Below are 23,301 nucleotides of genomic sequence, written 5' to 3' on the forward strand. Positions count from 1 at the left end.
CGGCTATTTTTCAACGCGGCGGTAAACGGGCATCAGGCGCGTGGTGCCGGTGAGATCATCGAACACCTCGGTTTCGGCAGTGGCGATCGCCATCCCGCTTTTGCGCAGCCGCTGCACATCCGCCGCAATGCGTTGCAGCCCAAACCAGAACAGACCATCCAGCGCGGTGACCTGCAACCCGGACTCCAGCGCCTGTTTCAGCCGCTCACGCGGGGCTTTTATCTCTTTGGCGATCTGCTGGTAGGGCGCGGCCGTCGTACCGGTCGGATCGATGCGCCGGATGCGGGTCGCCAGCCGGTACTGAAAGGTATCGGGAATGTCGCTTAAATCGGTTTTCAGGCTGTAGACGCAGCCAAAGCGCTTGCCGTTAAAGATGACATTTTTCTGCGCCAGACTGAATTCGTTGCGCAGCGCGGCAATTAGCTGCGGCGCACGGGTGAGGAGTAAACGGAAGGGCAGCTCAAAGCTGGTAACGTAATCGACATTGAGCAGCGCGATGCGCAGCCGCTCTTCGGCTCCGGCATTAAGCTGGCGGCACTCATCCAGCACATCACGCCACTGCTGTGCCAGACGCGGCGTGCCGGCGACATCGGCAAAGCTGTATTTCTCAATCTGATAATCAATTTTCCCGCTCACCCGGCCTTCCCTTCTGCATGATGTCAGTTTCCGTGGCTCAATTTACCAACTCCGTGACCTAACCGGAAGCCGCCATCGCCGCGCCGTGATAGCCGTCATGGCGCGAAGGTGAATGCGGCCTGGATAAGTTGTTTATCGGGCTGGCTGTCATTGCTCAGGCCATAAAAGAGTGTATAGGTTTTGTTCTTAGTGAAAGGGTAATTCCAGGTCGGCAGACATTCGCCGCTGCGCGGCAGCACCGGCTTGTCATTAAATACCTCATACCATGCCTCCCCGGACTCACTACCAATTTGCAGGGAGGTAATGCGATCGCCCGGCTTCACCGCATAGGTAATACAAACATGATTCTCCTTTGTCGTTACCTCAGCGGGTATTTTTTTAACCATACGATCGCCAGGCCCAGGGCAACCAGTGAGAAGAAACAGAGGGATTAACAGTAGCGTTTTGTACATAATTCATCCTTGTCCATAAGAAATCGTAGCGGTCAGTTAAACGCTTTTCTCATATAGCGGCAATAAACAAAAAGCCCGGCTTCGGTGCCGGGCCTGGTTTTCAGTTTGTAGGTGAAAGTATTTCTGGCAGCAGTTGCCGCAAATGGCCGGCGCTGAGCAGCGTCATGGCGGCCTCGATATCGGGGGCGAAGAAGCGGTCCTGCGCATAGTGCGTGACCTGCGCACGCAGCAGGCTGCGGGCCTGCTCCAGCAGCGGGCTGGTGGTTAAGCCTTCGCGCATATCCAGCCCCTGGCAGGCGGCCAGCCACTCGACGGCAATCACGCCGCGGGTATTCGCTGCCATCTCCCACAGGCGGCGACCGGCGGCGGGTGCCATTGAGACGTGATCCTCCTGATTGGCAGAGGTCGGCAGGCTGTCGACGCTGTGCGGGTGCGCCAGCGCTTTGTTTTCACTTGCCAGCGCCGCTGCCGTCACCTGGGCAATCATAAACCCGGAGTTGACGCCGCCGTTTTTCACCAGGAAGGGGGGCAGCTGCGACATATGGCTGTCCATCAGCAGGGCGATGCGCCGCTCCGCCAGCGCGCCGATTTCAGCAATCGCCAGCGCGAGGTTGTCGGCCGCCATCGCGACCGGCTCGGCATGGAAGTTGCCGCCGGAGATAACCTCATTCTCTGCAGCGAAGACCAGCGGATTATCGGAAACCGCATTCGCCTCGGTTAACAGCACCCCAGCGGCAAAGCGCAGTTGCGTTAAACATGCGCCCATCACCTGCGGCTGGCAGCGCAATGAGTAGGGATCCTGCACCTTATTGCAGTTGTGGTGCGACTGCGCAACCGCGCTGTCATCGGTCAGCAGATGGCGGTAGAGCGCGGCGGCGTCGATCTGCCCGCGCTGACCGCGCACGTCGTGAATGCGCGCATCAAAAGGCCGACGGGAGCCGAGTGCCGCTTCGGTGGTCAGCGCCCCGCATACCACCGCCGAGGCAAAGAGATCTTCGGCTTCAAACAGCCCGCGCAGCGCAAAAGCGGTCGAAGTTTGCGTGCCGTTCAGCAGGGCAAGCCCCTCTTTTGCCGCCAGCGTCAGCGGTGCCAGACCGGCACGTTTAAGCGCCTCGCGGGAGGAGAGCCACTCCCCCTCAAAGCGCGCTTTACCTTCGCCAAGCAGCGTCAGAGAGAGATGCGCCAGCGGGGCGAGATCGCCTGAAGCGCCAACGGAGCCTTTCGCCGGGATCCACGGATAGACGCCGGCGTTGAGCATATCCACCAGCAGCTGGATCACCTGTAAGCGGATGCCGGAGAAGCCGCGCGCCAGGCTGTTGATTTTCAGCAGCATCATCAGGCGCACCATCGCCTCATCCAGCGGCTCGCCAACGCCTGCGGCATGGGAGAGCACCAGCGAACGTTGCAGATTTTCCAGATCTTCGGTGGCGATGCGCGTCTGCGCCAGCAGGCCAAAGCCGGTGTTGATACCGTACGCCGTGCGCCCCTCGGTCATAATGGCATTCACGCAGGCAACACTCTGTTCAATGGCGGCAAAAGCGCGCTCATCGAGCGTCACATGCAACGGCTGCCGCCAGGCATCGCGCAGCTGCGCCAGCGTCAGCTGGCCGGGAATAAGGTGTAGCGTGCTGTTCATGAACGTTTCCCCTGTGTGGCAGCTACCATCGGTAAGTCAAGCCCTTGTTCAACCGCGCACGCAATGGCGCTCTCATAACCCGCATCGGCGTGACGCATTACACCAGTGGCGGGATCGTTATGCAGCACGCGGGCAATCCGCGCTGCCGCTTCATCGCTGCCGTCGCAGACAATCACCATGCCCGCATGCTGTGAAAAGCCCATGCCGACGCCGCCGCCGTGGTGCAGCGAGACCCAGGTGGCACCGCTGGCGGTGTTAAGCAGCGCGTTGAGCAGCGGCCAGTCGGAGACGGCATCGGAGCCGTCGCGCATCGCTTCGGTTTCGCGGTTCGGGCTGGCAACCGAGCCAGAGTCAAGGTGGTCGCGGCCAATCACAATCGGCGCGGAGACTTCGCCGCTGCGCACCATTTCGTTAAACGCCAGCCCCAGTTTTTGCCGCCACTCCAGCCCCACCCAGCAGATGCGCGCCGGTAAGCCCTGGAAGCTGATGCGCTCGCGCGCCATATCGAGCCAGCGGTGCAGATGCGGATCGTCAATCATTGCTTTCACTTTGGCATCGGTTTTATAGATATCCTCCGCCTCGCCGGAGAGCGCCACCCAGCGGAACGGACCAATGCCGCGGCAGAAGAGTGGGCGAATATACGCCGGGACAAAACCGGGGAAATCGAAGGCGTTGCCGACGCCCATCTCCTTCGCCATCTGACGAATGTTATTGCCGTAATCAAAGGTCGGCACCCCCATCTGCTGAAAAGCGAGCATCGCTTTAACATGCTCAGCCATGCTCGCTTTCGCCGCCTGCACGGTCTGCTGCGGGTCGGATTCTGCTTTGTGTTGATACTCTTCCCATGACCAGCCTGTTGGCAGGTAGCCATGCAGCGGATCGTGGGCACTGGTTTGATCGGTGACCATATCCGGGCGCACGCCGCGCTGCACCAGTTGCGGCAACACGTCGGCGGCATTGGCGCATAGCGCCACGGAAACCGCCCGCCGCTCTGCGGTGTAGCGTTTGATTCTCGCCAGCGCGTCGTCGAGGGAGCTGGCCTGCTCATCGACATAGCGGGTGCGCAGGCGAAAATCAATACGGCTCTGCTGGCACTCAATCACCAGCGAACAGGCACCGGCCAGCGTCGCCGCCAGCGGCTGTGCGCCGCCCATGCCGCCCAGCCCGGCGGTTAGCACCCAGCGCCCGGTTAAGTCGCCGCCATAATGCTGACGCCCGGCTTCAACAAAGGTTTCATAGGTGCCCTGGATGATCCCCTGGCTGCCGATGTAGATCCAGCTTCCGGCGGTCATCTGGCCATACATCGCCAGCCCTTTCGCATCCAGCTCGTTAAAGTGCTCCCAACTGGCCCAGTGCGGCACGAGGTTAGAGTTAGCAATCAATACGCGCGGCGCGTTTTCGTGAGTTTTAAACACGCCGACCGGCTTGCCGGACTGCACCAGCAGCGTTTCATCGCTCTCCAGCCTGGTCAACGCCTTCACGATGGCGTCGTAGCACGCCCAGTTGCGTGCCGCGCGCCCGATACCGCCATACACCACCAGCGCCTGCGGGTTTTCCGCCACCTCCGGGTCGAGGTTGTTCATTAACATGCGCAGCGGCGCTTCGGTCAGCCAGCTTTTAGCCGTCAGCGCCGTGCCTCGCGGAGCGCGGATCGCCTGCGGGCGAGAGGGGGTATGCGACATCGTTGTTCTCCTGAAATCACGCGATGAGTGTGTAAACACATATACTTGTCTATACAATTACGCGCAAGGCAGGTTTTAACACTTAAGATACATTTTTCTGATAGTGCGCTAACAATCACGCTTTTGCTGCTGGCAGCGTTCAGGAGCCGAAATGGCCCTGTAAACGGTAGCGGGCGCCGGGGTAAAGCAGGCTGGCGTGGGAGACAATCTGCGAGGTCGACCAGGTGCGGCGGCGGATCAGCAGGCAGGGATCGTGCTCCTGAATCTGCAACAGACGGCAGTCGTCAGCCGACGCGTGAACCGCTTCCACAATGTGCTCCCCTTCGGTGAGTGGCGCAATCAGCGACAAATAAGCATGAGCGGTGGTCTGCGTATAATCCTGCTGCAGATACTCCGGCACCACGTCGGCATTCACCCAGCGCTCCTCAATCTGCACCGGGATGCCATTCTCAAAATGCACCATCCGCGAGTGAAAAATGCGTGTTCCTTCCGCCACGTTTAACGCCGCGGCCTGGGTTGCATCGGCTTCGCGCGCCTCCAGCAGCAGCACTTCGCAGCGGTGCTGATGATGACGGTCGGCAATCTCATCGGCGATGCTGCGCACCTCGAAGAGCGCCGATTGCCCTTTCGGCTCGGCAACAAAGGTACCGACGCCCTGCAGGCGCACCAGTAACCCCTCATCGGTCAGCGCGCGCACCGCGCGGTTAATGGTCATGCGGCTAAAACCAAACTGCGCTACCAGCTCCGCTTCAGAGGGAATGCGGTCGTGCGGACGCCAGATACCGGCGGCGATCTTCTCGCTAATGGCCTGCTTAACCTTCTCGTAAAAGGGCACGGGCGCGTTGGCCGGGGCCAGCCGGGGGCGGGGTGAATACATAGCGCGGTAATTCCTTATTGTTATTTGTCTGGCGAGTATATCACTGCCACCAGTGCAGGATTTGCCAGGCCAGCCGGGCAGCGACTTTCGCGCCCTGCCCTGCGTGATCGAACTGCGGATTGAACTCCACCAGATCCACTGCCTGTACTTTGCCACTGCGGCACAGCGGCTCAATAATGCGCAGCAGCAGATGCATCGGCACGCCCAGCGCCGCTGGCGCAGAGACGGCGGGCATCTCCCAGGCGGGCAGCACGTCAAGATCGATAGTCAGGTAGATTCTGTCGAACGTCTTAATAATGCGTTTAACTTCGGGTAGCGCTTCGCTTTCGAGGGCGTTTAACAGCGCCAAATCCTCAATTACCGTCACGTTGCGGCGCGTTGCCTCATCCCACAGCGCCTGAGTATTGGCCGCCAGGCTCACACCGAAACAGCTGTAGTGAAAGCCGCGCTGCTGAGCATCGCACTGCTGCGCCAGCTGACGAAACGGCGTGCCGGAGCTGGCGCGCGCCGCGTGGCGTAAATCGAGGTGCGCATCGAGATTGATAATGGCGACCTGCTCATCAGGGAAAGCATCCAGGATCGCCGAGCCATGACCAAACGCCGTTTCATGCCCGCCGCCAAACACCAGCGTGCGCATCTGCGCCTGCTGGCAGGCGAGCACCGCATCATGCAGCGCCTGCTGCGCCTGCTCTAACGCCTCCGGCTGGGCGACAATGTTGCCCAAATCGACCAGCTGCTGATGCCCGGCGTGGCTCGCCATATTTGCCAGTGCTTTGCGCAGCGCGAACGGCCCCTTTGCAGCACCCGCACGCCCCTGATTGCGCTTCACGCCCTCATCACAGGCAAAGCCAAGCAGCGCCGTCTTGCCACAATGCTGCCCTGGCGCAAATGTTGCCGCCTGGGTGACGGTCTGAAACAGGCGCAGGGCATTCGCCGCTTCGCCGCTGTCATCCCTGCCCTGCCAGCACGCGGGCGCAACCGGCTGCCATAGATTCATGCAGTCACCTCGCCACGGAAAATGCGTTGATAAAGGGGATTACGGCCTGGCTCGTAGATCATCTCCACTGGATGCGCGGCTTCCCAGACAACAAAGTCAGCAACAAACCCGGCGGCAAGCTGACCATGGGTTTGTTTACGACCAAGCGCCTGAGCGGCATGGCGCGTCACGCCCGCCCAGGCCTCTTCCGGCGTCAGGCCAAACTTCACGCAGGCCATATTCATTGCCAGATGCAGGCTGGCAAACGGACTGGTGCCGGGGTTGAAATCCGTCGCCACCGCCATCGGCACGCCCTGCTGGCGCAGCAAGGCGACCGGCGGTTTTTGTGTTTCATTAAGAAAATAGAAGGCACCGGGCAGCAGAACGGCAACAGTGCCGCTGGCCCGCATCGCCATCACGCCCGATTCGCTCAGGTACTCAATATGATCGGCGGATAAGCCGTTAAAACGGCTGACCAGCTCCGCGCCGCCCAGCGAAGAGAGCTGCTCGACATGGCCTTTCACCGCAATGCCGAGCGCCTGCGCGGCGCGAAACACCTGTTCGGTTTGCGCCGGGGTAAAGCCGACGTTTTCACAAAATGCGTCCACCGCCTCAAACAGCCCTTTGTCCGCCAGGGTGGGTAAAATGGTGTGGCAGACCAGATCAATGTAGGCCTGCGGATCCGCTTTATACTCCGGCGGCGCGGCGTGCGCGGCGAGCAGCGTGCGGCTTACCTCAACCCTATTGTTTTGCGCCAGCGCGCCGGCGACGCGCAGCATCTTCTCTTCGTTGGCCAGATCCAGCCCATAGCCCGATTTGATCTCAAGGGTGGTGACGCCTTCGCGCATCAGCCGCTCAAGCCGCGACTGCGCCAGTTCCAGCAGTTCGCCTTCAGAGCACTCCCGCATCGCGCGCACGGTGGCGTTAATGCCGCCGCCTTCGGCGCTAATCTGCTGATAGGAGATTCCGTTTAACCGCTGCTCCCACTCCTGGGCGCGGTTGCCGGCAAAAACAAGATGAGTATGACAGTCGATTAAACCGGGCGTCACCAGACGGCCCTGCAGATCGCTGCTCTGCGGCGCGTGCGCAGGCAGTTCGCTCTCCGGCACGATCGCCCGGATCTGCCCGTTACGCACCACGATGGCGTGGCGCTTCAGCAGGCCATAGGGCTCTGCCCGCGTGGGATCCATGGTCACAAGCGTTGCGTTATGCCACAGATGGTCGTCAGAGGTGAGTTCAATCATATGGTTCTCTTGTCATGTATTGTATAGACATTTATTTGCATAATGATTCGCTTGTCAACTCTGCGGCACGTTGGCTGCGGGCGTCGCCGCGGATAACACGGCTGCAAAGCGCAAACTGTGATGCAGCACATAAAATTCGCCTTATATTTCAAGCCCAAATGAAGCGTTTCAGCTACGCCAAAAAACCGTCGCCCAACGGCAATTTATTTAGCAGTGAAAGTATTGTGTCGCCAAAGCCCGACACCTTGTAAGTTGCTAAAATTAAATAGAAAAAAGGCTCTTGTAAGGGCAAAAAATTAAGCGTACATTAGCCCCCGTTTGGTGATGAATTCACCCGAAATTCTGAGATGGCGCTGTGGCCGAAAGGGAGAAAATTCTCATTTTCATTTTGGCGTAGTTTCACCTCTCTATACTCAGTCCTGACAGATCATTAATGCATACTTTGTGTGCGGAGCGATGAACGTGAAATATTTCTTTATGGGCATATCGGTGATGGTTATCGTGTGGGCCGGCACATTCGCCCTGATGATCTAGCCTGAGCCATAGCGCAGAAAAAATAAGGAGCCATACGGCTCCTTTTTTTATGGCTGATTGTTATGGCTGGGTCTCTTCCGCCGCCCCTTTTGGCGTCACGGGAAGCAGGCCATCGGCGCGGAACATCGCTTTGATGCCGCGCACCGCCTGGCGGATACGATCGCGGTTCTCAATGAGCGCAAAGCGCACATGGGTGTCGCCATAATCACCAAAGCCAACGCCGGGCGAGACGCACACTTTCGCCTCCTTCAGCAGCTTTTTCGCAAACTCCAGCGAGCCCATTGCGGCATACTGCTCCGGGATTTTCGCCCAGACGTACATGGATGCTTTTGGCATCTCAACCATCCAGCCTGCTTCATGCAGCCCTTTAACCAGCACATCGCGGCGGCGTTTATACTGCGCGGCGATATCGCGTACGCACTGCTGATCGCCTTCCAGCGCCGCAATAGCGGCAACCTGCAACGGCGTGAAGGTGCCGTAATCGTGGTAGCTTTTGATACGCGCCAGCGCGTTGACCAGCGTTGGGTTGCCGACCATAAAGCCAATACGCCAGCCCGCCATATTGTAACTTTTCGACAGGGTGAAGAACTCGACCGCGACATCACGCGCGCCGGGGACTTGCATAATGGAGGGGGCTTTCCAGCCATCAAAGACGATATCGGCGTAGGCCAGATCGTGTACGACCAGCACATCGTAACGCTTCGCCAGCGCCACTACTTTCTCGAAGAACTCCAGCTCGACGCACTGCGCGGTCGGGTTCGACGGGAAGCCTAAAATCATCATCTTCGGCTTCGGGTAGCTCTCACGGATCGCTCGCTCCAGCTCATTGAAGAAATCAACGCCTTCGACCAGCGGCACCGATCGCACCTGTGCACCGGCGATCACCGCGCCGTAGATATGGATCGGATAGCTCGGGTTCGGCACCAGTACGGTATCACCGTGATCCAGCGTAGCCAGCATCAGGTGCGCCAGCCCCTCTTTCGAGCCAATGGTGACAATCGCTTCCGTCTCCGGGTCGATCTCCACCTCGTAGCGATCCTGATACCAGCGCGAAATAGCCCGGCGCAGACGCGGAATACCGCGAGAAGTGGAGTAACCGTGCGTGTCCGGGCGCTGCGCCACGGTGCAGAGTTTTTCCACAATATGCGGCGGAGTTGCGCCATCCGGGTTGCCCATACTGAAATCGATAATATCCTCGCCGCGGCGTCGCGCAGCCATTTTCAGTTCGGCAGTAATATTAAAAACATAGGGGGGAAGACGATCGATACGCGTGAAACGGCGTTCAGGACTGGAGTCAGCCATAGATTCCTCGAAGTTACGTTAGCGCCCGGACCGTCCGAGCGACGTCGCTGCATACACAGCTCTTCAGACCATAGCCTGATTAAATTCCGCCTGTCGAGAGGGAAGCGAAAAAATAGTGTTGTGGAATAAAAGGGGAAAAGAAATTTGAGTAATCTTAATGCTAACTTCCGCTTAAGCAGACAATGACAGCCTTTCGTTAACATTATGATAAAAATAAAATTACCTTAGCCGCCAGGGCGGGGGGATTATCTCCGGCACTGCATCAGATAACCCTTAATCCCCTTTTTAAATAAGGGTTTTTCCCCATTCACCAAATCAATGGTTAACTGGTGATCTGCCGCCGGGTTTTTTATCATAGCCCTTTGACCTCTATCACATGAGTTCCCCGTGCACGAAATATTCGACATGTTGCTGGCGGTTTTCGACCGCGCGGCGTTGATGCTGATCTGCCTCTTCTTTCTGATCCGCATCCGCCTGTTTCGCGAGCTGCTGCATAAAACCGCTCACTCCCCGAAAGAGTTGCTCGGCGTAACGGCGATCTTCTCCCTCTTTGCGCTCTTCAGCACCTGGTCCGGCGTGCCGGTGGAGGGATCGCTGGTCAATGTGCGGATTATTGCCGTGATGTCCGGCGGGATCCTGTTTGGGCCGTGGGTTGGCATTATTACCGGCATTATCGCCGGGACGCACCGTTACCTGATTGATATTGGCGGCGTAACGGCTGTTCCCTGCTTTATCACCAGCATTATCGCCGGCATTATGTCGGGGGTGATTAACCGAAAGTTTCCCAAAGCCCAGCACTGGCGCGCCGGGATCATCGGCGGGATGATTTGTGAAAGCCTGACTATGCTGCTGGTGGTGATCTGGGCGCCATCTACCGCGCTGGGGCTGGATATCGTGGCGAAAATCGGCGCACCGATGATCTTCGGCACGGTGTGTATAGGCTTTATTGTGCTGCTGGTGCAGAGCGTCGAGGGGGAGAAAGAGGCGATCGCCGGGCGTCAGGCGCGGCTGGCGCTGGATATCGCTAATAAAACGTTGCCGCTCTTTCGCAATGTGAACAGCGAGTCACTGCGCCAGGTGTGTGACATCATACGCCGCGATATTGACGCCGACGCTGTGGCGATCACCAATGTCGATCATGTGCTGGCTTATGTCGGGGTGGGCGAAAATAACTACCTCGACAACGATGATATTATTAGCCCGACCACTCAGCAGGCGATTACCACTGGTGAAATTATCATAAAAAACAATGATGAAGCGCACCGCACGCCGGAGATCCACTCAATGCTGGTGATCCCGCTGCGCGAGCAGGGCATCGTCACCGGAACGCTAAAAATCTACTACTGCCACGCGCACCAGATTACCTCGGCGTTGCAGGATATGGCGGTCGGCCTATCACAGATTATCTCGACGCAGTTGGAGGTCTCCCGCGCCGAGCAGCTGCGCGAAATGGCCAATAAAGCGGAGCTGCGCGCACTGCAAAGTAAAATTAACCCCCACTTTCTCTTTAACGCTTTGAATGCTATCTCCTCATCCATCCGCCTCAATCCCGATACCGCGCGCCAGCTGATTTACAATCTGTCGCGCTATCTGCGCTATAACATTGAATTAAAAGATGATGAGCAGATTGATATCAAAAAAGAGCTCTACCAGATTAAGGACTATATCGCCATTGAGCAGGCGCGCTTCGGCGATAAGCTGACGGTGATTTATGATATCGACGAAGAGGTGAGCTGCGTGATCCCGAGCCTGCTGATCCAGCCGCTCGTAGAGAATGCCATTGTTCACGGCATTCAGCCCTGCAAAGGCAAAGGGGTGGTCACCATCAGCGTCGAAGAGTGCGGCAACCGGGTGCGCATTGCGGTGCGCGATACTGGCAACGGCATCGCCCCGGAAATGATCGCCCGCGTCGAAGCTGACGAAATGCCGGGGAATAAAATTGGCCTGCTGAATGTTCATCAGCGAGTAAAACTACTGTATGGCGAAGGGCTGCATATTCGCCGCCTGACACCGGGCACCGAGATTGCCTTTTATGTGCCCCGCCAGACGTCGCGCGCGACGCTGTTGCCCTGACCGGAGAGAAGATGAAAGTCATCATTGTAGAAGATGAATTCCTGGCGCAGCAGGAGCTGAGCTGGCTTATTCGTGAGCACAGCCAGATGGAGATTGTCGGCACGTTTGATGACGGTCTCGACGTGCTGAAGTACTTACAGCACAACCGCGTCGACGCCATTTTTCTCGATATCAATATCCCGTCGCTGGATGGCGTGTTGCTGGCGCAGAACATCAGCCAGTTCGCTCATAAACCCTTCATTGTCTTTATCACCGCGTGGAAAGAGCATGCGGTGGAGGCGTTTGAGCTGGAAGCGTTTGACTACATCCTGAAACCTTATCAGGAGTCGCGCATCGTCAATATGTTGCAAAAGCTGGAGAGCGCCTGGCAGCAGCAGGCCGGAACGGCGAGCAGCCCTCAGTCACGGGAAAACGCCACTATCAATCTGGTGAAAGATGAGCGCATTATTGTCACCAGTATTCACGATATCTATTACGCAGAAGCGCACGAGAAGATGACCTTCGTCTATACGAAGCGGGAATCATACGTGATGCCGATGAATATTACGGAGTTTTGCAGCAAGCTGCCAACGGCGCACTTCTTCCGCTGCCACCGCTCATACTGTGTCAATCTGGACAAGATCCGCGAGATCGAACCCTGGTTTAACAACACCTATATTCTGCGACTGCGGGACCTTGATTTTCAGGTGCCCGTCAGCCGCAGCAAGGTAAAAGAGTTCAGGCAACTGATGAATCTTTAAAGGACATAACCCAGCGTCTGGCGCAGATGCGCGCCGGAGCCCAGCAGGCCTGGGTTATCGTGAACAATCAGGTAGACCGGAATATCCTGCACGTAGGCTTTAAAGCGCCCTTTATCTTCAAAGCCGCCGCGAAAACCGGAGGCGGTGAAGAAATCAAGGAAGCGCGGCACGATACCGCCCGCGATGTAAACGCCGCCAAAGGTGCCAAGATTGAGCGCCAGGTTGCCGCCAAAACGGCCCATAATCACGCAAAACAGCGACAGCGCGCGGCGACAATCGGTGCAGCTATCTGACAACGCGCGCTCGGTAATATCTTTGGGTTGCAGGTTTTCCGGCAGGCGACCATCTGATTTCACAATCGCGCGGTAGAGGTTGATAAGCCCGGGGCCGGAGAGCACGCGCTCGGCGGAGACGTGGCCAATTTCCGCCCGCAGCTCCTCAAGGATAACCCCCTCCTCTTCGCTGTTCGGCGCGAAATCGACGTGGCCGCCTTCGCCCGGCAAGCTTACCCAGCGCTTATCCACATGCATCAGATGCGCGACGCCAAGACCAGTGCCGGCGCCGTAAACGGCAATCGGTTTGCCTTCCACCGGGGCGGTGCCGCCAAACTGAATCAGGTGTTCCGCTTTCAACATCGGGATCGCCATCGAAACGGCGGTGAAATCGTTGATGATCTCCAGGTGTGCGAAGCCGAGGTTTTGCCTCATTTCGTCAATGGAGAAGGCCCAGGTGTGGTTAGTCATTGCCACCCAGTCGCCGGTGATAGGGCAAGCGATGGCGATACAGCCATCTTCCACACTCACCTCGTGCTCTTCGAGGTAAACGCGAACGACCGCTTCCAGGCTAGGATAATCAAGACCTGAATAGGTCTTGGCCCGGGAGATGTCGCCGGTCTCGACATCACACAACGCTAAGCGCGCGTTGGTGCCGCCCACGTCTCCCACTAAAGCATATTTTTTCATTCTTCTACGGCTCCGCTAAAGTCAGAATAAATCTTTGGCACACTGTAAATTCAAGGCGCTGTAACGACAACGACCATATCACGAGTGCCCCTTTATTATCGATCTACATCACAGATTAGCCCTAAGCTTTCAGACTGATTACTGCCTTATTGCCGCAGTGCGTTACAAGGAGATCCCCGGAGCGCGTTTGTACGTTGAAATAGTGCGCAATATGGCGCGCTTTTGTGCCCGGAATTTATCGCTTCCCCTTTTAACAGGAGTATTTGCATGGTTTACCTGGCGGACCCCGCACGTTATGAAAAAATGGCCTGGCAGCGCTGCGGCGAGAGCGGGCTCAAATTGCCTTTGGTGTCGCTTGGGCTGTGGCATAACTTTGGCGATGCGACACTGCTTGAGACCAGCCGACAGCTGCTGCGCCACGCTTTTGATCTCGGCATCACCCATTTCGACCTGGCGAACAACTACGGGCCACCACCCGGCTCGGCCGAAAGTAACTTTGGGCGCATTATGCGAGAGGATTTCCTCCCCTATCGCGATGAGCTGATTATCTCCAGCAAAGCCGGTTACACCATGTGGGATGGCCCGTATGGCGACTGGGGCTCGCGCAAATATCTGGTTGCCAGCCTCGATCAGAGTCTCAAGCGCATGGGCATTGAGTATGTCGATATTTTCTATCATCACCGCCCGGACCCGGAAACACCGCTGAAAGAGACGATGCGCGCGCTCGATCACCTGGTGCGCCAGGGCAAAGCGCTCTATGTCGGGCTGTCGAACTACCCGGCAGCGCAGGCGCGGGAAGCAATCGAGATCCTTAACGATCTCGGCACCCCCTGTCTGATCCATCAACCGAAATACTCTCTCTTTGAACGCTGGGTAGAGAGCGAGTTGCTGGATCTGTTACAGGAGAAAGGGGTTGGTAGCATCGCGTTTTCACCGCTGGCAGGCGGGCAGTTGACCGACCGCTATCTGCAGGGCATTCCGGCGGATTCGCGCGCGGCGAGCGGCAGCCGCTTCCTTAACCCGGATCAGCTCACCGAGGAGAAGCTGGCGACGGTGCGGGCGCTCAATGCCGTGGCCGAGCGGCGCGGGCAGAAGCTGTCGCAGATGGCGCTGGCCTGGGTGCTACGTAACGAGAGAGTGACGTCAGTATTAATCGGTGCCAGCAAAACCAGCCAGCTTGACGATGCGGTGGGGATGCTGGCGAACCGGACGTTCAGTACGCAGGAGTGTGAAGAGATTGATGCCATTCTCGCCGGCACGCACTAAACGAGCATTTTAGCAAAACGTGCTATTAACGGTGATTTAGGAGTTCCGCCACTAATACGGGGTTTACGCGCCCCGTAATATTGCCGCCACAGGCCTCCCCGGCCCGATAGTGAAGGAGAAGAGTATGTTCAGGTCACTGATTCTGGCAGCAGTATTACTGGCTTTTGCGCCGCTGGCCGCCAATGCTGGCGAAATCACCCTGTTGCCGTCGGTTAAATTGCAGATCGGCGATCGCGATAATTATGGTAACTACTGGGACGGTGGCCGCTGGCGCGACCGCGATTACTGGAACAGTAATTATGAGTGGCGCGATCACCGCTGGCATAAGCATGACCGCGGCTGGCATCGTGGCTGGGATAAACGTGGTTGGGATAAGCGTGACGCCTATGAGCGCGGATACCGCGAAGGCTGGAACGATCGTGACGACCGCCGTGGACCGGGTCGCGGTCACGGACATGGACATGGACATGGACACCACCATTAATTGTGTTTCGCAGGCAGTTTGATTACCCGGTGAAACGTAAAGTGCCGGATGGCGGCTAACGCCTTATCCGGCCTACGCGATCCAGAATCGATTAACCTTTGTAGGCCTGATAAGCGCAGCGCCATCGAGCATTCAAACCGCTGACAACATGTAGGCCCGATAAGCATAGCGCCATGAGCATTCAGCCGCAGATACTATGTAGGCCTGATAAGCATAGCGCCATCGGGCATTCAAACCGCAGATACTATGTAGGCCCGATAAGCGCAGCGCCATCGGGCATTCAAACCGCTGATGACATGTAGGCCCGATAAGCATAGCGCCATCGGGCATTCAAACCGCAGATACTATGTAGGCCTGATAAGCATAGCGCCATCGGGCATTCAAACCGCAGAAAAGATACGTAGACCCGATACGCCCACCTTTATCGGGCGTTATTTACCCATTAATTCGGCAAGCGTTCCCACCAGCAGCCAGCCGTTCAGGCACACCACCAGTGCAACAATTACCCAGCCTGTACGTCTTATCAACGCGGTGTTTACCAGCTCGCCCATCAGTTTCGCATTACTGGTAAACACCAGCAGCGGCACCAGCGCCAGCGCAATCCCAAAGCTCAGCAGCACCTGGCTCATCACCAGGATCCGCGTCGGATCCAGCCCCAGCCAGATCACAATAAACGACGGCATCATGGTAATGGTACGGCGCACCCACAGCGGAATGTGGAAACGGACAAACCCCTGCATCACCACCTGGCCGGCCAGCGTACCGACAACCGTGGAAGAGAGACCCGCAGCTACCAGGCTCAGGCCAAAAATGGTCGCCGCAGCATGGCTTAGCAGCGGCTCCAGCGTCAAATAGGCCTGATCGAGATCGGCCACGCCGGTGTGTCCATTAAAGTGAAATGCCGCCGCGGCGGTTGCCATCATCGCCAGGTTAACAAACCCGGCAATCGTCATCGCCAGCCCGACATCCCATTTGGTAGCGGAGTAGCGCTCGCGGCGCGTACCGTCGTGCAGGTTTTGCGTCAGCGAAGAGTGCAGATAAATCACGTGCGGCATAATAGTCGCGCCCAGCACCCCGGCGGCAAGGAACACCGCATCGGTTCCAGAAAGTGTAGGAATAACAATCCCTTTCGCCAGCGCTGCCAGCTTCGGCTGCGAGAAAATCAGCTCGACGATATAGGCTGCCGCAACAAACAGCAGCAGGCCACCAATCACCTTTTCCAGCGGCTTCTGCCCGCGTTTTTGCAGCATCAGGATCAGGAAGGTGGCGACGCCGGTCAGCACCGCGCCCTGCATCAGCGACACGCCGAGGATCAGCTTGAAGCCAATCGCCGCGCCGATAAACTCCGCGAGATCCGTTGCCATGGCGATAATTTCCGCCTGCACCCAGTAAAACCAGACCAGCGGGCGCGGATAGTGGTCGCGGATCTGCTCCGCAAGGTTTTTGCCGGTCGCAATGCCGAGCTTGGCGGAAAGCAGCTGGATCAGCATCGCCATCAGGTTTGCCCATACAACAACCCACAGCAGCTGGTAGCCGAACGTCGCGCCAGCCTGAATATTGGTGGCAAAGTTGCCTGGATCGATGTAACCAATGGCGGCAATAAATGCAGGCCCCATCAGCGCAAACCGGAGTTTGCGCGCTGCCCGTCCGTTATTACTGCTCTCCACGCGACTACTGCTCATTTATTGCCCCTAAATATAGCCTTTGCTATGTTTGATGCTACCAAAATGAGAATGATTATCAAGATCATTAAGATGGGTTTACTTGATTTCTCTGATAGCCTGAAACAATAGAAGGGTTGAATGCCAAGGATGGTGACGGCGGCGACAACATTTATCGCAGCGTTATGTTATGAGTCTAGCAGCGTGACGCAACTTTTCACGGCCTTTATTAACATACCTGAATTGTATGTTTGATCACTAATTTTGAGTCTGGTCACAGGACATTAATATAGTGTGCCTTTGATCTCGTTTTCTTTTGTCTTGTTACATAGAATGTGCACGAAATTCCTACCCGTCTCATATTTGGAGCAAATATGTCCCGCGTTCTGCACTTTGTCCTGGCGCTTGCTGTTGTGGCGCTGCTTGCCTTGCTCGTGAGCAGCGATCGCAAAAAGATCCGCATTCGCTTTGTTATTCAACTGCTGGTGATTGAAGTTGTACTGGCCTGGTTCTTCCTCAACTCTGATGTTGGCCTCGGCTTCGTAAAAGGCTTCTCCGAGATGTTTGAAAAACTGCTCGGCTTTGCCAACGAAGGCACCAACTTCGTCTTCGGCAAAATGAATGATGAAGGCCTGGCCTTCTTCTTCCTGAAAGTGCTCTGCCCGATTGTCTTTATCTCTGCGCTGATTGGTATTTTGCAGCACATTCGCGTCCTGCCGATTGTGATTCGCGCCATCGGTACAGTGCTGTCGAAAGTGAACGGCATGGGTAAACTGGAATCGTTTAACGCGGTCAGCTCCCTGATTCTGGGTCAATCCGAGAACTTTATCGCTTATAAAGATATCCTCGGCAAAATGTCGCGCAACCGCATGTACACGATGGCCGCTACCGCAATGTCGACGGTTTCGATGTCAATTGTGGGTGCCTACATGACCATGCTGCAGCCGAAATATGTCGTCGCGGCACTGGTGCTCAACATGTTCAGTACCTTTATCGTGCTCTCGCTGCTCAACCCGTACCGCGTGGATGAGAGCGAAGAGAACCTGCAGATGGCGAAACTGCACGAAGGCCAGAGCTTCTTCGAGATGCTGGGTGAATACATTCTGGCAGGTTTCAAAGTAGCAATTATCGTTGCGGCGATGCTGATTGGCTTTATTGCTCTGATTTCTGGCCTGAATGCCCTCTTCGCTGCGGTGCTGGGTATCTCCTTCCAGGGCATTCTGGGGTACATCTTCTACCCGGTTGCCTGGGTGCTGGGCGTACCGGCCCATGAAGCGTTGCAGGTGGCGAGTATTATGGCGACCAAACTGGTCTCCAATGAATTCGTAGCGATGATGGATCTGCAGAAAATTGCTTCCACCCTCTCTCCGCGTTCGGAAGGCATTCTCTCGGTCTTCCTGGTCTCCTTCGCCAACTTCTCCTCCATCGGTATTATCGCAGGCGCGATCAAAGGCCTGAATGAAGAGCAGGGCAACGTGGTTTCCCGCTTTGGTCTGAAGCTGGTTTACGGCTCGACGCTGGTGAGCGTACTCTCTGCGGCGATCGCGGCGCTGGTTATCTGATTAGAACGTGTTTTACGAAAAACCGGGGACTGCCCCGGTTTTTTATGCCAGCGGCTGGGGCTTGCCGAGCAGATAGCCCTGCAGGTAGTCAACGCCCGCGTTCAGCAGCAGCTCGCGCTGAGCCTCATTTTCTACATACTCCGCTACCACCGTCAGACCTTTCGCTTTCGCAAGAGAGCATATCGCTTTCACGATCATTGCATCTTGCGGGTCAGTGAGAATATCGCGCACAAAACAGCCGTCGATCTTGATGATATCCGCCTTGATGCGCTTTAAACGCTCAAAATTAGCGTAGCCGGTGCCAAAGTCATCAATGGCGATCTTAAACCCCGCTTCGCGCAAGCACGTGATATTACGCACGCTTACTTCCGAGTGGGAGAAGGCCTGCTCTTCGGTAATTTCGATAATCACTGCCTGCGCGGCGATGCCGTAACGCGCGAAGAGTGCAAGAAACTGTTTGGCGAAAGATTGCTGCATCAGGGTCAGCGGCATCAGATTAAGGGAAAAGCGCGCCTTTTCAGCAGGCTGTGGATGCGCCTGCATCCATTTCAGCAGCGTTTCGACGATCTGCATATCAAAGCGCGTACCGAGATCAAACTGGGAAATCACCGGAATAAACTGGTCAGGCGTAAGTAACTGGTCATCGCTTACCAGCCTGGCAAGTATTTCGTGGTAGCCCTCGCCATTGGCATCAACGATAGGCTGGGCATAGAGCGTAATTCCGCCCTCTTCCAGCGCCCGTTTTACCCTCTCCAGTTGCAGTACGCGCTCAGTGGTCTGCACATTGACCTCCGCCAGGCTGTTAGTGAGTGCCAGCACGCGATTTTCGCTATCTGTCTGCTCAGACAGCCAGCTCAGCTGGTCGAGCGTCTGATGCAGCGCTTCTCTGCTGCCCTGCAGTTCGCCCCAGGAGGCACCAAACTCAATCTCCAGCGCATTTTTATTCCAGCAAATACGCTGGCTGTTAAGCACGTCCAGCATTGAGTGCAAACGCGCCAGGGTTTCCGGCCCATTGAGCAGCAGCAGTAATTCACTGCCGGGCAGCTGAAAGAAGCGCTCTCCGTCATGCAGCAAGGGCTGTAACGCCCGGGTGATGCTGCGCTTAACATGCACGCGCATCATCATGCCGAAGTGGCGGCTAAGGAAGTCGAGGTTTTTCATATGCAGGCAGCAGACGATACTGCCAGGCTGGCGTCCCACTTCCCTTTCCAGCGCACGCAAATTAGGCAAACCGGTCAGCGGATCGCTCATTGCCTGCGCCTGCCATCGCCGCTTTAGCCACAGGCTACGGCTGAAGACGCGGATGTTGTAAAGCAGGCAGACGGTGAAACAGATCAGTACCGACATGACAAACGCCAGCGAGTAATCCGCGCGTACGCCATGAAAAAAGTTGTCGTTATAAGCCAGTAGCAGAAAAGCCGATGCGGCCCAGCTGAGTGTCAGAAAAGAGGGGGCGAGACGACTGCAACCAAAGTTGAAAATAATAAAGATCACCGGTACCAGATAACCGGCAATAACATCTGACTTATAAGGTGTGCATAACAGCGCCACAATGGCAATGAGTGTCGTCAGCCAGCCCAACGTAAATAAACGCTTTCTTTTGCTAAAACAGGGAACAACGCTACGACGCCACCATACGATCGCATAGCGCGAATTGAGGATCATGCGCATCGGATAATAAACAATCATGGTGAAAATCAACGCCGCGCATATCAAACTCTGAATATCAATTATTGAGAATATTAACGAACCGCTGCCGAAGTAATTGGAGAGATAGACCGGATAATTAAGCCAGGCACCGGCAACATACATCGATATTTTTATCCCGATGGGTGCAATAAATCCCATCCATAAAATCCGCACCCCCATATTTTTATTGGGAATGCCGTGACGCCAGCGCGAACCAAGCTGACAGCGGACGACGGCGCACACCAGCAAAACGGCAAACAACTGGCAAAAGAGCAGCACTGCCGATTCGTCGAAAGGCAGATGAAAGAAGGTTTCATTAATGATGGCGGAGCCGACAATCAGCGGCACAATGGCGTGCCGACCAAATAACAGGAGGAGCGCAAGTATAACGCTTAACGGTAGCCAGGCGAGATAAACAGTGCCGCCATCAACGACCGTTTTTGGCGAAATATAACGGGCAACAGGAATGGCCACCAGGCACATCATTAACGCCAGCAGAAACGGCTTCACGTAACCGGATTTCATAAAATAATGTCGGCTCTGGTGGTTAAAAAATAATTACCATGAATAATAGGTTTATTAAAAGAGCGAAGCAAGCAAGGGAAATGGACAAGAAAATGGCGGAGGTGCGCCTTTATCAGGCAACGGCTTAGAACCCTTTAAACAAAAAACCCCCGCGTAAATGCGAGGGTTTAAATTTTGGTGGAGCTAAGCGGGATCGAACCGCTGACCTCTTGCATGCCATGCAAGCGCTCTCCCAGCTGAGCTATAGCCCCACAATGTCTCTTTACGCACCAGTTCCGTTGGGTTCGGAATTTGGTGGAGCTAAGCGGGATCGAACCGCTGACCTCTTGCATGCCATGCAAGCGCTCTCCCAGCTGAGCTATAGCCCCATCGCGTAAAGCGTGTCGTGTTGACGGGCGGCATAATATGAATTCCCTGGTCGGGTGTCAACGGCAAAATCACCGCACTTTTACCAACCGCTGAAAAAGCATGCAATTGAATCCCCTTGCGAAGCGCCTCGCAGCCAGCAGTTAAACCTGTCACATTTTCTTCTAAAATGGTGCTATAACATAAACCACTAATTACCCTTACTACTCACCGGGAAATTACATGCTCAAGGAACGAATGACGCCGGAAGAGCTGGCCACGCTTACCGGATATAGCCGGCAAACTATCAATAAATGGGTGCGTAAAGAGGGGTGGATTACCTCGCCGAAACCTGGCGTTCAGGGAGGAAAAGCCCGCCTGGTTCATGTTAACGAACAGGTTCGCGCCTTTATCCGCAGCGCGCAGCGCAATGAATTCTCCCCCTCTAACGACCTATCCAGCGGCGACGCCTCGCTGGAAGCACTCTTGATCAGACTCGCAAAAGAGATGACCGATGCCGAGCGCACCCAGCTCTCTTCAATGCTTTTACGCGACGGCATTACCGGCCTGTTGCAACGTTTAGGGATCCGCGACCAGAAATAAGATGAACACATTACCAAGCAAAATGACCACCGCTGAGTTAGCAAACCGTCTCGGCGTCACACGACAGACCATCAACCGCTGGGTCAAACGTCATAAGTGGAAAACAGAGAGTCTCCCCGGCGTAAAAGGGGGCCGCGCCCGCTACGTATTGATAACGGATAAAGTACTGAGCCTGGTGATGGAGTTGCCCGCTATGCGCCACAGCGGCTTTAACAACTCGCTCGCCGAATCGCCGACGCCCTATCTCGCTGCGTCAGGCTCAATGCAAAATATCATCAACACGTTACAGATGCTGACTTCTGAGGAACTGCAGCAGCTTGAAGTGCTGCTGGCGCGCGAAGGGTTGAGCACCTTTTGCAGCCGCTTAGGCATTAAGCAGACGGTGCAAGAGTAAGAAACCGGCATGATGCCGGTTTTTACTGTTAATGGGTGTGCTGATGGTTTTCACGCCGGTAGGCTCCCGGCGGCTGGTTGAAGGTGCGGGTAAAGATCCGCGTGAACGTTTGCTGCGAATCGAAGCCATATTTCAGGCAGATATCGTAAACCTTCTGATCGGTGTTACGTAAATCCTGCGCGGCGCGCGCGAGTTTACGCTCGCGAATATAGCGCCCAAGGCTCTCTCCTTTGTACTGCAAAAAGAGCCGTTGCAGATGCCACTTGGAGTAGCCTGCGTGCGCGGCAATCTCATCAATACGCAAGGGTTGATGAAGATTGTCGTCGATCCACTCGACGATAGTGTCGATAACCTGAGCGGAAATAGTCATGCTGCGATCCCCCCTGCACTTCAATTAATTAAACGGTTTATTCCCACCAGGCGCTAAATGTTTGCGCCCTGTCAGCCGCAAAAACCACTTCGCCCAGCTTCGGTGTCAGTAAGCGAAACTCTTTATCGCGGCTGGCAGCCGCTAAACGTTTGTACGGATCGTCCCAGCTATGTTTTGCCAACACAAAGCGTCCGGCGTGGCCCGGCAGCACTGCGCGTGCCTGCAGATCCTGTGCCGCCTGCGCGCTCTGCTCCGGCATCATATGAATATATTTCCACGCCTCGTCGTACTGCCCACTCTCCATAATGGCAATATCGATCGGGCCAAATCTGTCACCGATGGCCTTAAAGTGCGGACCATAACCGCTGTCACCGCTGTAGTAGACTTTGCGTTCCGGCGTGACAAACAGAAAGCTGGCCCACAGCGTCTGGTTGCGCTTCAGCCCACGACCGGAGAAGTGACGCGCAGGTAGAACAGTGACGCTAAGCGTATCGCTGACCTGCACGCTCTGCTGCCAGTCCGCCTCCTCAATCTTCGCCGCGTCCATCCCCCAGTAACGCAGGTGGGAACCGACGCCGAGCGGCGTAACAACCCGTTTGATCTTCGGCATCAGCGCTTTGATGGTAGCGTGATCGAGATGGTCGTAGTGGTCATGAGAGATAATCAGCAGATCGATCTCCGGCATACTCTCTGCGGTCCAGACGCCGTTAGCAGCAAAGGCTTTATTAAGAAAGGAGAACGGCGCGGCGTAATCGCTCAACACCGGGTCAATCAAAATGCGTTTCCCCTCCAGCTGCACATACCACGAGGAGTGCCCCATCCACACCAGTGTATCTTCCTGCAATGGGATCGCCGCGAGATCGGTGGCTACCAGCGGCAGCGGCTGCTGCGGGCGCGCGTTTTCACGTTTACCGAAGAGGAAATCCCACCACAACGCGAGCTTATTTTGCTCACCGGTAAAGCCCGGCGTCGGCAGCGCATTGTGAAATGCGCCATCACGGTAATGGGGCGATTGTTCCACGGCGCTGAGCGCCTCACCCTGCGGCGGCTGGCCAAAACCCGCATTCAAAACAAAAGGTAAGCTTGCAGCAGACGCAACGAGCATAACGATAACCACGCTGATAGTGAGACGCTTCATATCCTGACCTGGCTAAATCGATCCCATCCATTGAGACGATACTCATTGAGCTTGATTATGAGTGAGTAAGCACTCATTATAGAAACGAACATTAAATCGTCAAGACGATTTTTCGTTGTTTGACATTCGACGTTGCAGCCTCTCAAAGGG

At 56.0% G+C, this 23,301-nt stretch carries 21 protein-coding genes and 2 tRNA genes; 8 read left to right on the forward strand and 15 right to left on the reverse strand.

Translation table 11 applies throughout. The features are described 5' to 3' along the window. Positions 1-3: 3 nt before the first annotated feature. The 7 genes from HF650_RS16845 to hutI all read right to left on the reverse strand — a co-directional run bounded on the left by HF650_RS16845 (position 4) and on the right by hutI (position 7,503). Entirely contained in the window at positions 4-636 is a 633-nt protein-coding gene (locus tag HF650_RS16845) for a DNA-binding protein (RefSeq protein WP_187799602.1), read from the reverse strand. A 95-nt stretch (positions 637-731) separates the two neighbouring features. Continuing rightward, positions 732-1,022 (reverse strand): putative T6SS immunity periplasmic lipoprotein, encoded by a 291-nt coding sequence (locus HF650_RS16850; RefSeq protein ID WP_223284192.1) that lies wholly within the window; start codon positions 1,020-1,022, stop codon positions 732-734. Between the two features lie 166 nt (positions 1,023-1,188). Further along, a complete protein-coding gene (gene hutH / locus HF650_RS16855) occupies positions 1,189-2,724 on the reverse strand; it encodes a histidine ammonia-lyase (RefSeq protein ID WP_187799603.1) in 1,536 nt (511 codons plus the stop codon). Beyond that, positions 2,721-4,406: a urocanate hydratase gene (hutU, locus tag HF650_RS16860; protein ID WP_187799604.1), complete on the reverse strand. Its 1,686-nt coding sequence runs from the start codon at positions 4,404-4,406 to the stop codon at positions 2,721-2,723. Before hutU ends, hutH begins: the two co-directional genes overlap by 4 nt. Before the next feature lie 139 nt (positions 4,407-4,545). Beyond that, positions 4,546-5,283, reverse strand: a complete 738-nt coding sequence (locus HF650_RS16865) for a histidine utilization repressor (RefSeq protein WP_187799605.1) — start codon at positions 5,281-5,283, stop codon at positions 4,546-4,548. A 40-nt stretch (positions 5,284-5,323) separates the two neighbouring features. Beyond that, positions 5,324-6,280 carry a formimidoylglutamase gene (gene hutG, locus HF650_RS16870; protein ID WP_187799606.1) on the reverse strand — a complete coding sequence of 319 codons (957 nt, stop codon included), beginning with the start codon at positions 6,278-6,280 and terminating at the stop codon, positions 5,324-5,326. Further along, positions 6,277-7,503 (reverse strand): imidazolonepropionase, encoded by a 1,227-nt coding sequence (gene hutI, locus HF650_RS16875; protein ID WP_187799607.1) that lies wholly within the window; start codon positions 7,501-7,503, stop codon positions 6,277-6,279. The genes hutG and hutI overlap by 4 nt, the downstream gene beginning before the upstream one ends. Positions 7,504-7,965: 462 nt before the next feature. Between hutI and ypdK the strand changes: the two genes are divergently transcribed. Further along, entirely contained in the window at positions 7,966-8,037 is a 72-nt protein-coding gene (ypdK, locus tag HF650_RS16880) for a membrane protein YpdK (RefSeq protein ID WP_099458783.1), read from the forward strand. 60 nt (positions 8,038-8,097) lie between these two features. Here the strand turns inward: ypdK and alaC are convergent, their stop codons facing one another. Further along, entirely contained in the window at positions 8,098-9,339 is a 1,242-nt protein-coding gene (gene alaC, locus HF650_RS16885; protein ID WP_187799608.1) for an alanine transaminase, read from the reverse strand. A gap of 387 nt (positions 9,340-9,726) precedes the next feature. Between alaC and HF650_RS16890 the strand changes: the two genes are divergently transcribed. After that, positions 9,727-11,412, forward strand: coding sequence for a sensor histidine kinase (locus HF650_RS16890; RefSeq protein WP_187799609.1), 1,686 nt, complete (start codon positions 9,727-9,729; stop codon positions 11,410-11,412). Positions 11,413-11,423: 11 nt separating this feature from the next. Further along, positions 11,424-12,152 carry a LytTR family DNA-binding domain-containing protein gene (locus HF650_RS16895; protein ID WP_023479711.1) on the forward strand — a complete coding sequence of 243 codons (729 nt, stop codon included), beginning with the start codon at positions 11,424-11,426 and terminating at the stop codon, positions 12,150-12,152. On the opposite strand, the gene glk is transcribed toward HF650_RS16895, so the two are convergent. Further along, positions 12,149-13,114, reverse strand: a complete 966-nt coding sequence (glk, locus tag HF650_RS16900) for a glucokinase (RefSeq protein ID WP_187799610.1) — start codon at positions 13,112-13,114, stop codon at positions 12,149-12,151. The two genes, HF650_RS16895 and glk, sit on opposite strands and share 4 nt — an antisense overlap. A gap of 267 nt (positions 13,115-13,381) precedes the next feature. On the opposite strand from glk, the gene mgrA reads away from it, so the two are divergent. Both mgrA and HF650_RS16910 read left to right on the forward strand, forming a co-directional pair. Further along, the gene (gene mgrA / locus HF650_RS16905) at positions 13,382-14,380 is read left to right on the forward strand and encodes an L-glyceraldehyde 3-phosphate reductase (RefSeq protein WP_187799611.1); all 999 of its coding nucleotides are present in this window, start codon (positions 13,382-13,384) and stop codon (positions 14,378-14,380) included. Between the two features lie 124 nt (positions 14,381-14,504). Next, positions 14,505-14,864, forward strand: coding sequence for a DUF2502 domain-containing protein (locus HF650_RS16910; protein WP_187799612.1), 360 nt, complete (start codon positions 14,505-14,507; stop codon positions 14,862-14,864). 431 nt (positions 14,865-15,295) lie between these two features. On the opposite strand, the gene HF650_RS16915 is transcribed toward HF650_RS16910, so the two are convergent. After that, positions 15,296-16,546, reverse strand: coding sequence for an Nramp family divalent metal transporter (locus tag HF650_RS16915; protein ID WP_187799613.1), 1,251 nt, complete (start codon positions 16,544-16,546; stop codon positions 15,296-15,298). Between the two features lie 353 nt (positions 16,547-16,899). On the opposite strand from HF650_RS16915, the gene HF650_RS16920 reads away from it, so the two are divergent. Next, a complete protein-coding gene (locus tag HF650_RS16920; protein ID WP_023479798.1) occupies positions 16,900-18,087 on the forward strand; it encodes a NupC/NupG family nucleoside CNT transporter in 1,188 nt (395 codons plus the stop codon). A 42-nt stretch (positions 18,088-18,129) separates the two neighbouring features. On the opposite strand, the gene HF650_RS16925 is transcribed toward HF650_RS16920, so the two are convergent. From HF650_RS16925 to HF650_RS16935, 3 genes are all read right to left on the reverse strand, one after another. Beyond that, positions 18,130-20,301 carry an EAL domain-containing protein gene (locus HF650_RS16925; protein ID WP_187799614.1) on the reverse strand — a complete coding sequence of 724 codons (2,172 nt, stop codon included), beginning with the start codon at positions 20,299-20,301 and terminating at the stop codon, positions 18,130-18,132. Positions 20,302-20,476: 175 nt separating this feature from the next. Then, positions 20,477-20,552: transfer RNA gene (locus HF650_RS16930), tRNA-Ala, on the reverse strand. A gap of 41 nt (positions 20,553-20,593) precedes the next feature. After that, positions 20,594-20,669, reverse strand: a tRNA-Ala gene (locus HF650_RS16935). A 220-nt stretch (positions 20,670-20,889) separates the two neighbouring features. Between HF650_RS16935 and HF650_RS16940 the strand changes: the two genes are divergently transcribed. Further along, a complete protein-coding gene (locus HF650_RS16940) occupies positions 20,890-21,249 on the forward strand; it encodes a YfeC-like transcriptional regulator (RefSeq protein WP_187799615.1) in 360 nt (119 codons plus the stop codon). Position 21,250: 1 nt separating this feature from the next. Then, positions 21,251-21,643 carry a YfeC-like transcriptional regulator gene (locus HF650_RS16945; protein WP_187799616.1) on the forward strand — a complete coding sequence of 131 codons (393 nt, stop codon included), beginning with the start codon at positions 21,251-21,253 and terminating at the stop codon, positions 21,641-21,643. 28 nt (positions 21,644-21,671) lie between these two features. On the opposite strand, the gene HF650_RS16950 is transcribed toward HF650_RS16945, so the two are convergent. After that, positions 21,672-22,013, reverse strand: a complete 342-nt coding sequence (locus tag HF650_RS16950; RefSeq protein WP_023479912.1) for a RamA family antibiotic efflux transcriptional regulator — start codon at positions 22,011-22,013, stop codon at positions 21,672-21,674. A gap of 37 nt (positions 22,014-22,050) precedes the next feature. Beyond that, the gene (locus tag HF650_RS16955; protein ID WP_187799617.1) at positions 22,051-23,151 is read right to left on the reverse strand and encodes an MBL fold metallo-hydrolase; all 1,101 of its coding nucleotides are present in this window, start codon (positions 23,149-23,151) and stop codon (positions 22,051-22,053) included. Positions 23,152-23,301 lie beyond the last annotated feature (150 nt).

Source organism: Kosakonia sp. SMBL-WEM22, from assembly GCF_014490785.1.
Classification (GTDB): domain Bacteria; phylum Pseudomonadota; class Gammaproteobacteria; order Enterobacterales; family Enterobacteriaceae; genus Kosakonia.

Excerpts from the sequence above, each read along its gene's own strand:
- alaC (WP_187799608.1), bottom strand. The coding sequence starts at position 9,339 with ATGGCTGACTCCAGTCCTGAACGCCGTTTCACGCGTATCGATCGTCTT.
- mgrA (WP_187799611.1), top strand. The coding sequence starts at position 13,382 with ATGGTTTACCTGGCGGACCCCGCACGTTATGAAAAAATGGCCTGGCAG.
- HF650_RS16945 (WP_187799616.1), top strand. The coding sequence starts at position 21,251 with ATGAACACATTACCAAGCAAAATGACCACCGCTGAGTTAGCAAACCGT.
- HF650_RS16865 (WP_187799605.1), bottom strand. The coding sequence starts at position 5,283 with ATGTATTCACCCCGCCCCCGGCTGGCCCCGGCCAACGCGCCCGTGCCC.
- HF650_RS16940 (WP_187799615.1), top strand. The coding sequence starts at position 20,890 with ATGCTCAAGGAACGAATGACGCCGGAAGAGCTGGCCACGCTTACCGGA.
- HF650_RS16925 (WP_187799614.1), bottom strand. The coding sequence starts at position 20,301 with ATGAAATCCGGTTACGTGAAGCCGTTTCTGCTGGCGTTAATGATGTGC.
- HF650_RS16850 (WP_223284192.1), bottom strand. The coding sequence starts at position 1,022 with ATGGTTAAAAAAATACCCGCTGAGGTAACGACAAAGGAGAATCATGTT.
- hutI (WP_187799607.1), bottom strand. The coding sequence starts at position 7,503 with ATGATTGAACTCACCTCTGACGACCATCTGTGGCATAACGCAACGCTT.
- HF650_RS16915 (WP_187799613.1), bottom strand. The coding sequence starts at position 16,546 with ATGAGCAGTAGTCGCGTGGAGAGCAGTAATAACGGACGGGCAGCGCGC.
- HF650_RS16950 (WP_023479912.1), bottom strand. The coding sequence starts at position 22,013 with ATGACTATTTCCGCTCAGGTTATCGACACTATCGTCGAGTGGATCGAC.
- hutG (WP_187799606.1), bottom strand. The coding sequence starts at position 6,280 with ATGAATCTATGGCAGCCGGTTGCGCCCGCGTGCTGGCAGGGCAGGGAT.
- HF650_RS16920 (WP_023479798.1), top strand. The coding sequence starts at position 16,900 with ATGTCCCGCGTTCTGCACTTTGTCCTGGCGCTTGCTGTTGTGGCGCTG.
- hutU (WP_187799604.1), bottom strand. The coding sequence starts at position 4,406 with ATGTCGCATACCCCCTCTCGCCCGCAGGCGATCCGCGCTCCGCGAGGC.
- HF650_RS16895 (WP_023479711.1), top strand. The coding sequence starts at position 11,424 with ATGAAAGTCATCATTGTAGAAGATGAATTCCTGGCGCAGCAGGAGCTG.
- HF650_RS16910 (WP_187799612.1), top strand. The coding sequence starts at position 14,505 with ATGTTCAGGTCACTGATTCTGGCAGCAGTATTACTGGCTTTTGCGCCG.
- glk (WP_187799610.1), bottom strand. The coding sequence starts at position 13,114 with ATGAAAAAATATGCTTTAGTGGGAGACGTGGGCGGCACCAACGCGCGC.
- hutH (WP_187799603.1), bottom strand. The coding sequence starts at position 2,724 with ATGAACAGCACGCTACACCTTATTCCCGGCCAGCTGACGCTGGCGCAG.
- HF650_RS16955 (WP_187799617.1), bottom strand. The coding sequence starts at position 23,151 with ATGAAGCGTCTCACTATCAGCGTGGTTATCGTTATGCTCGTTGCGTCT.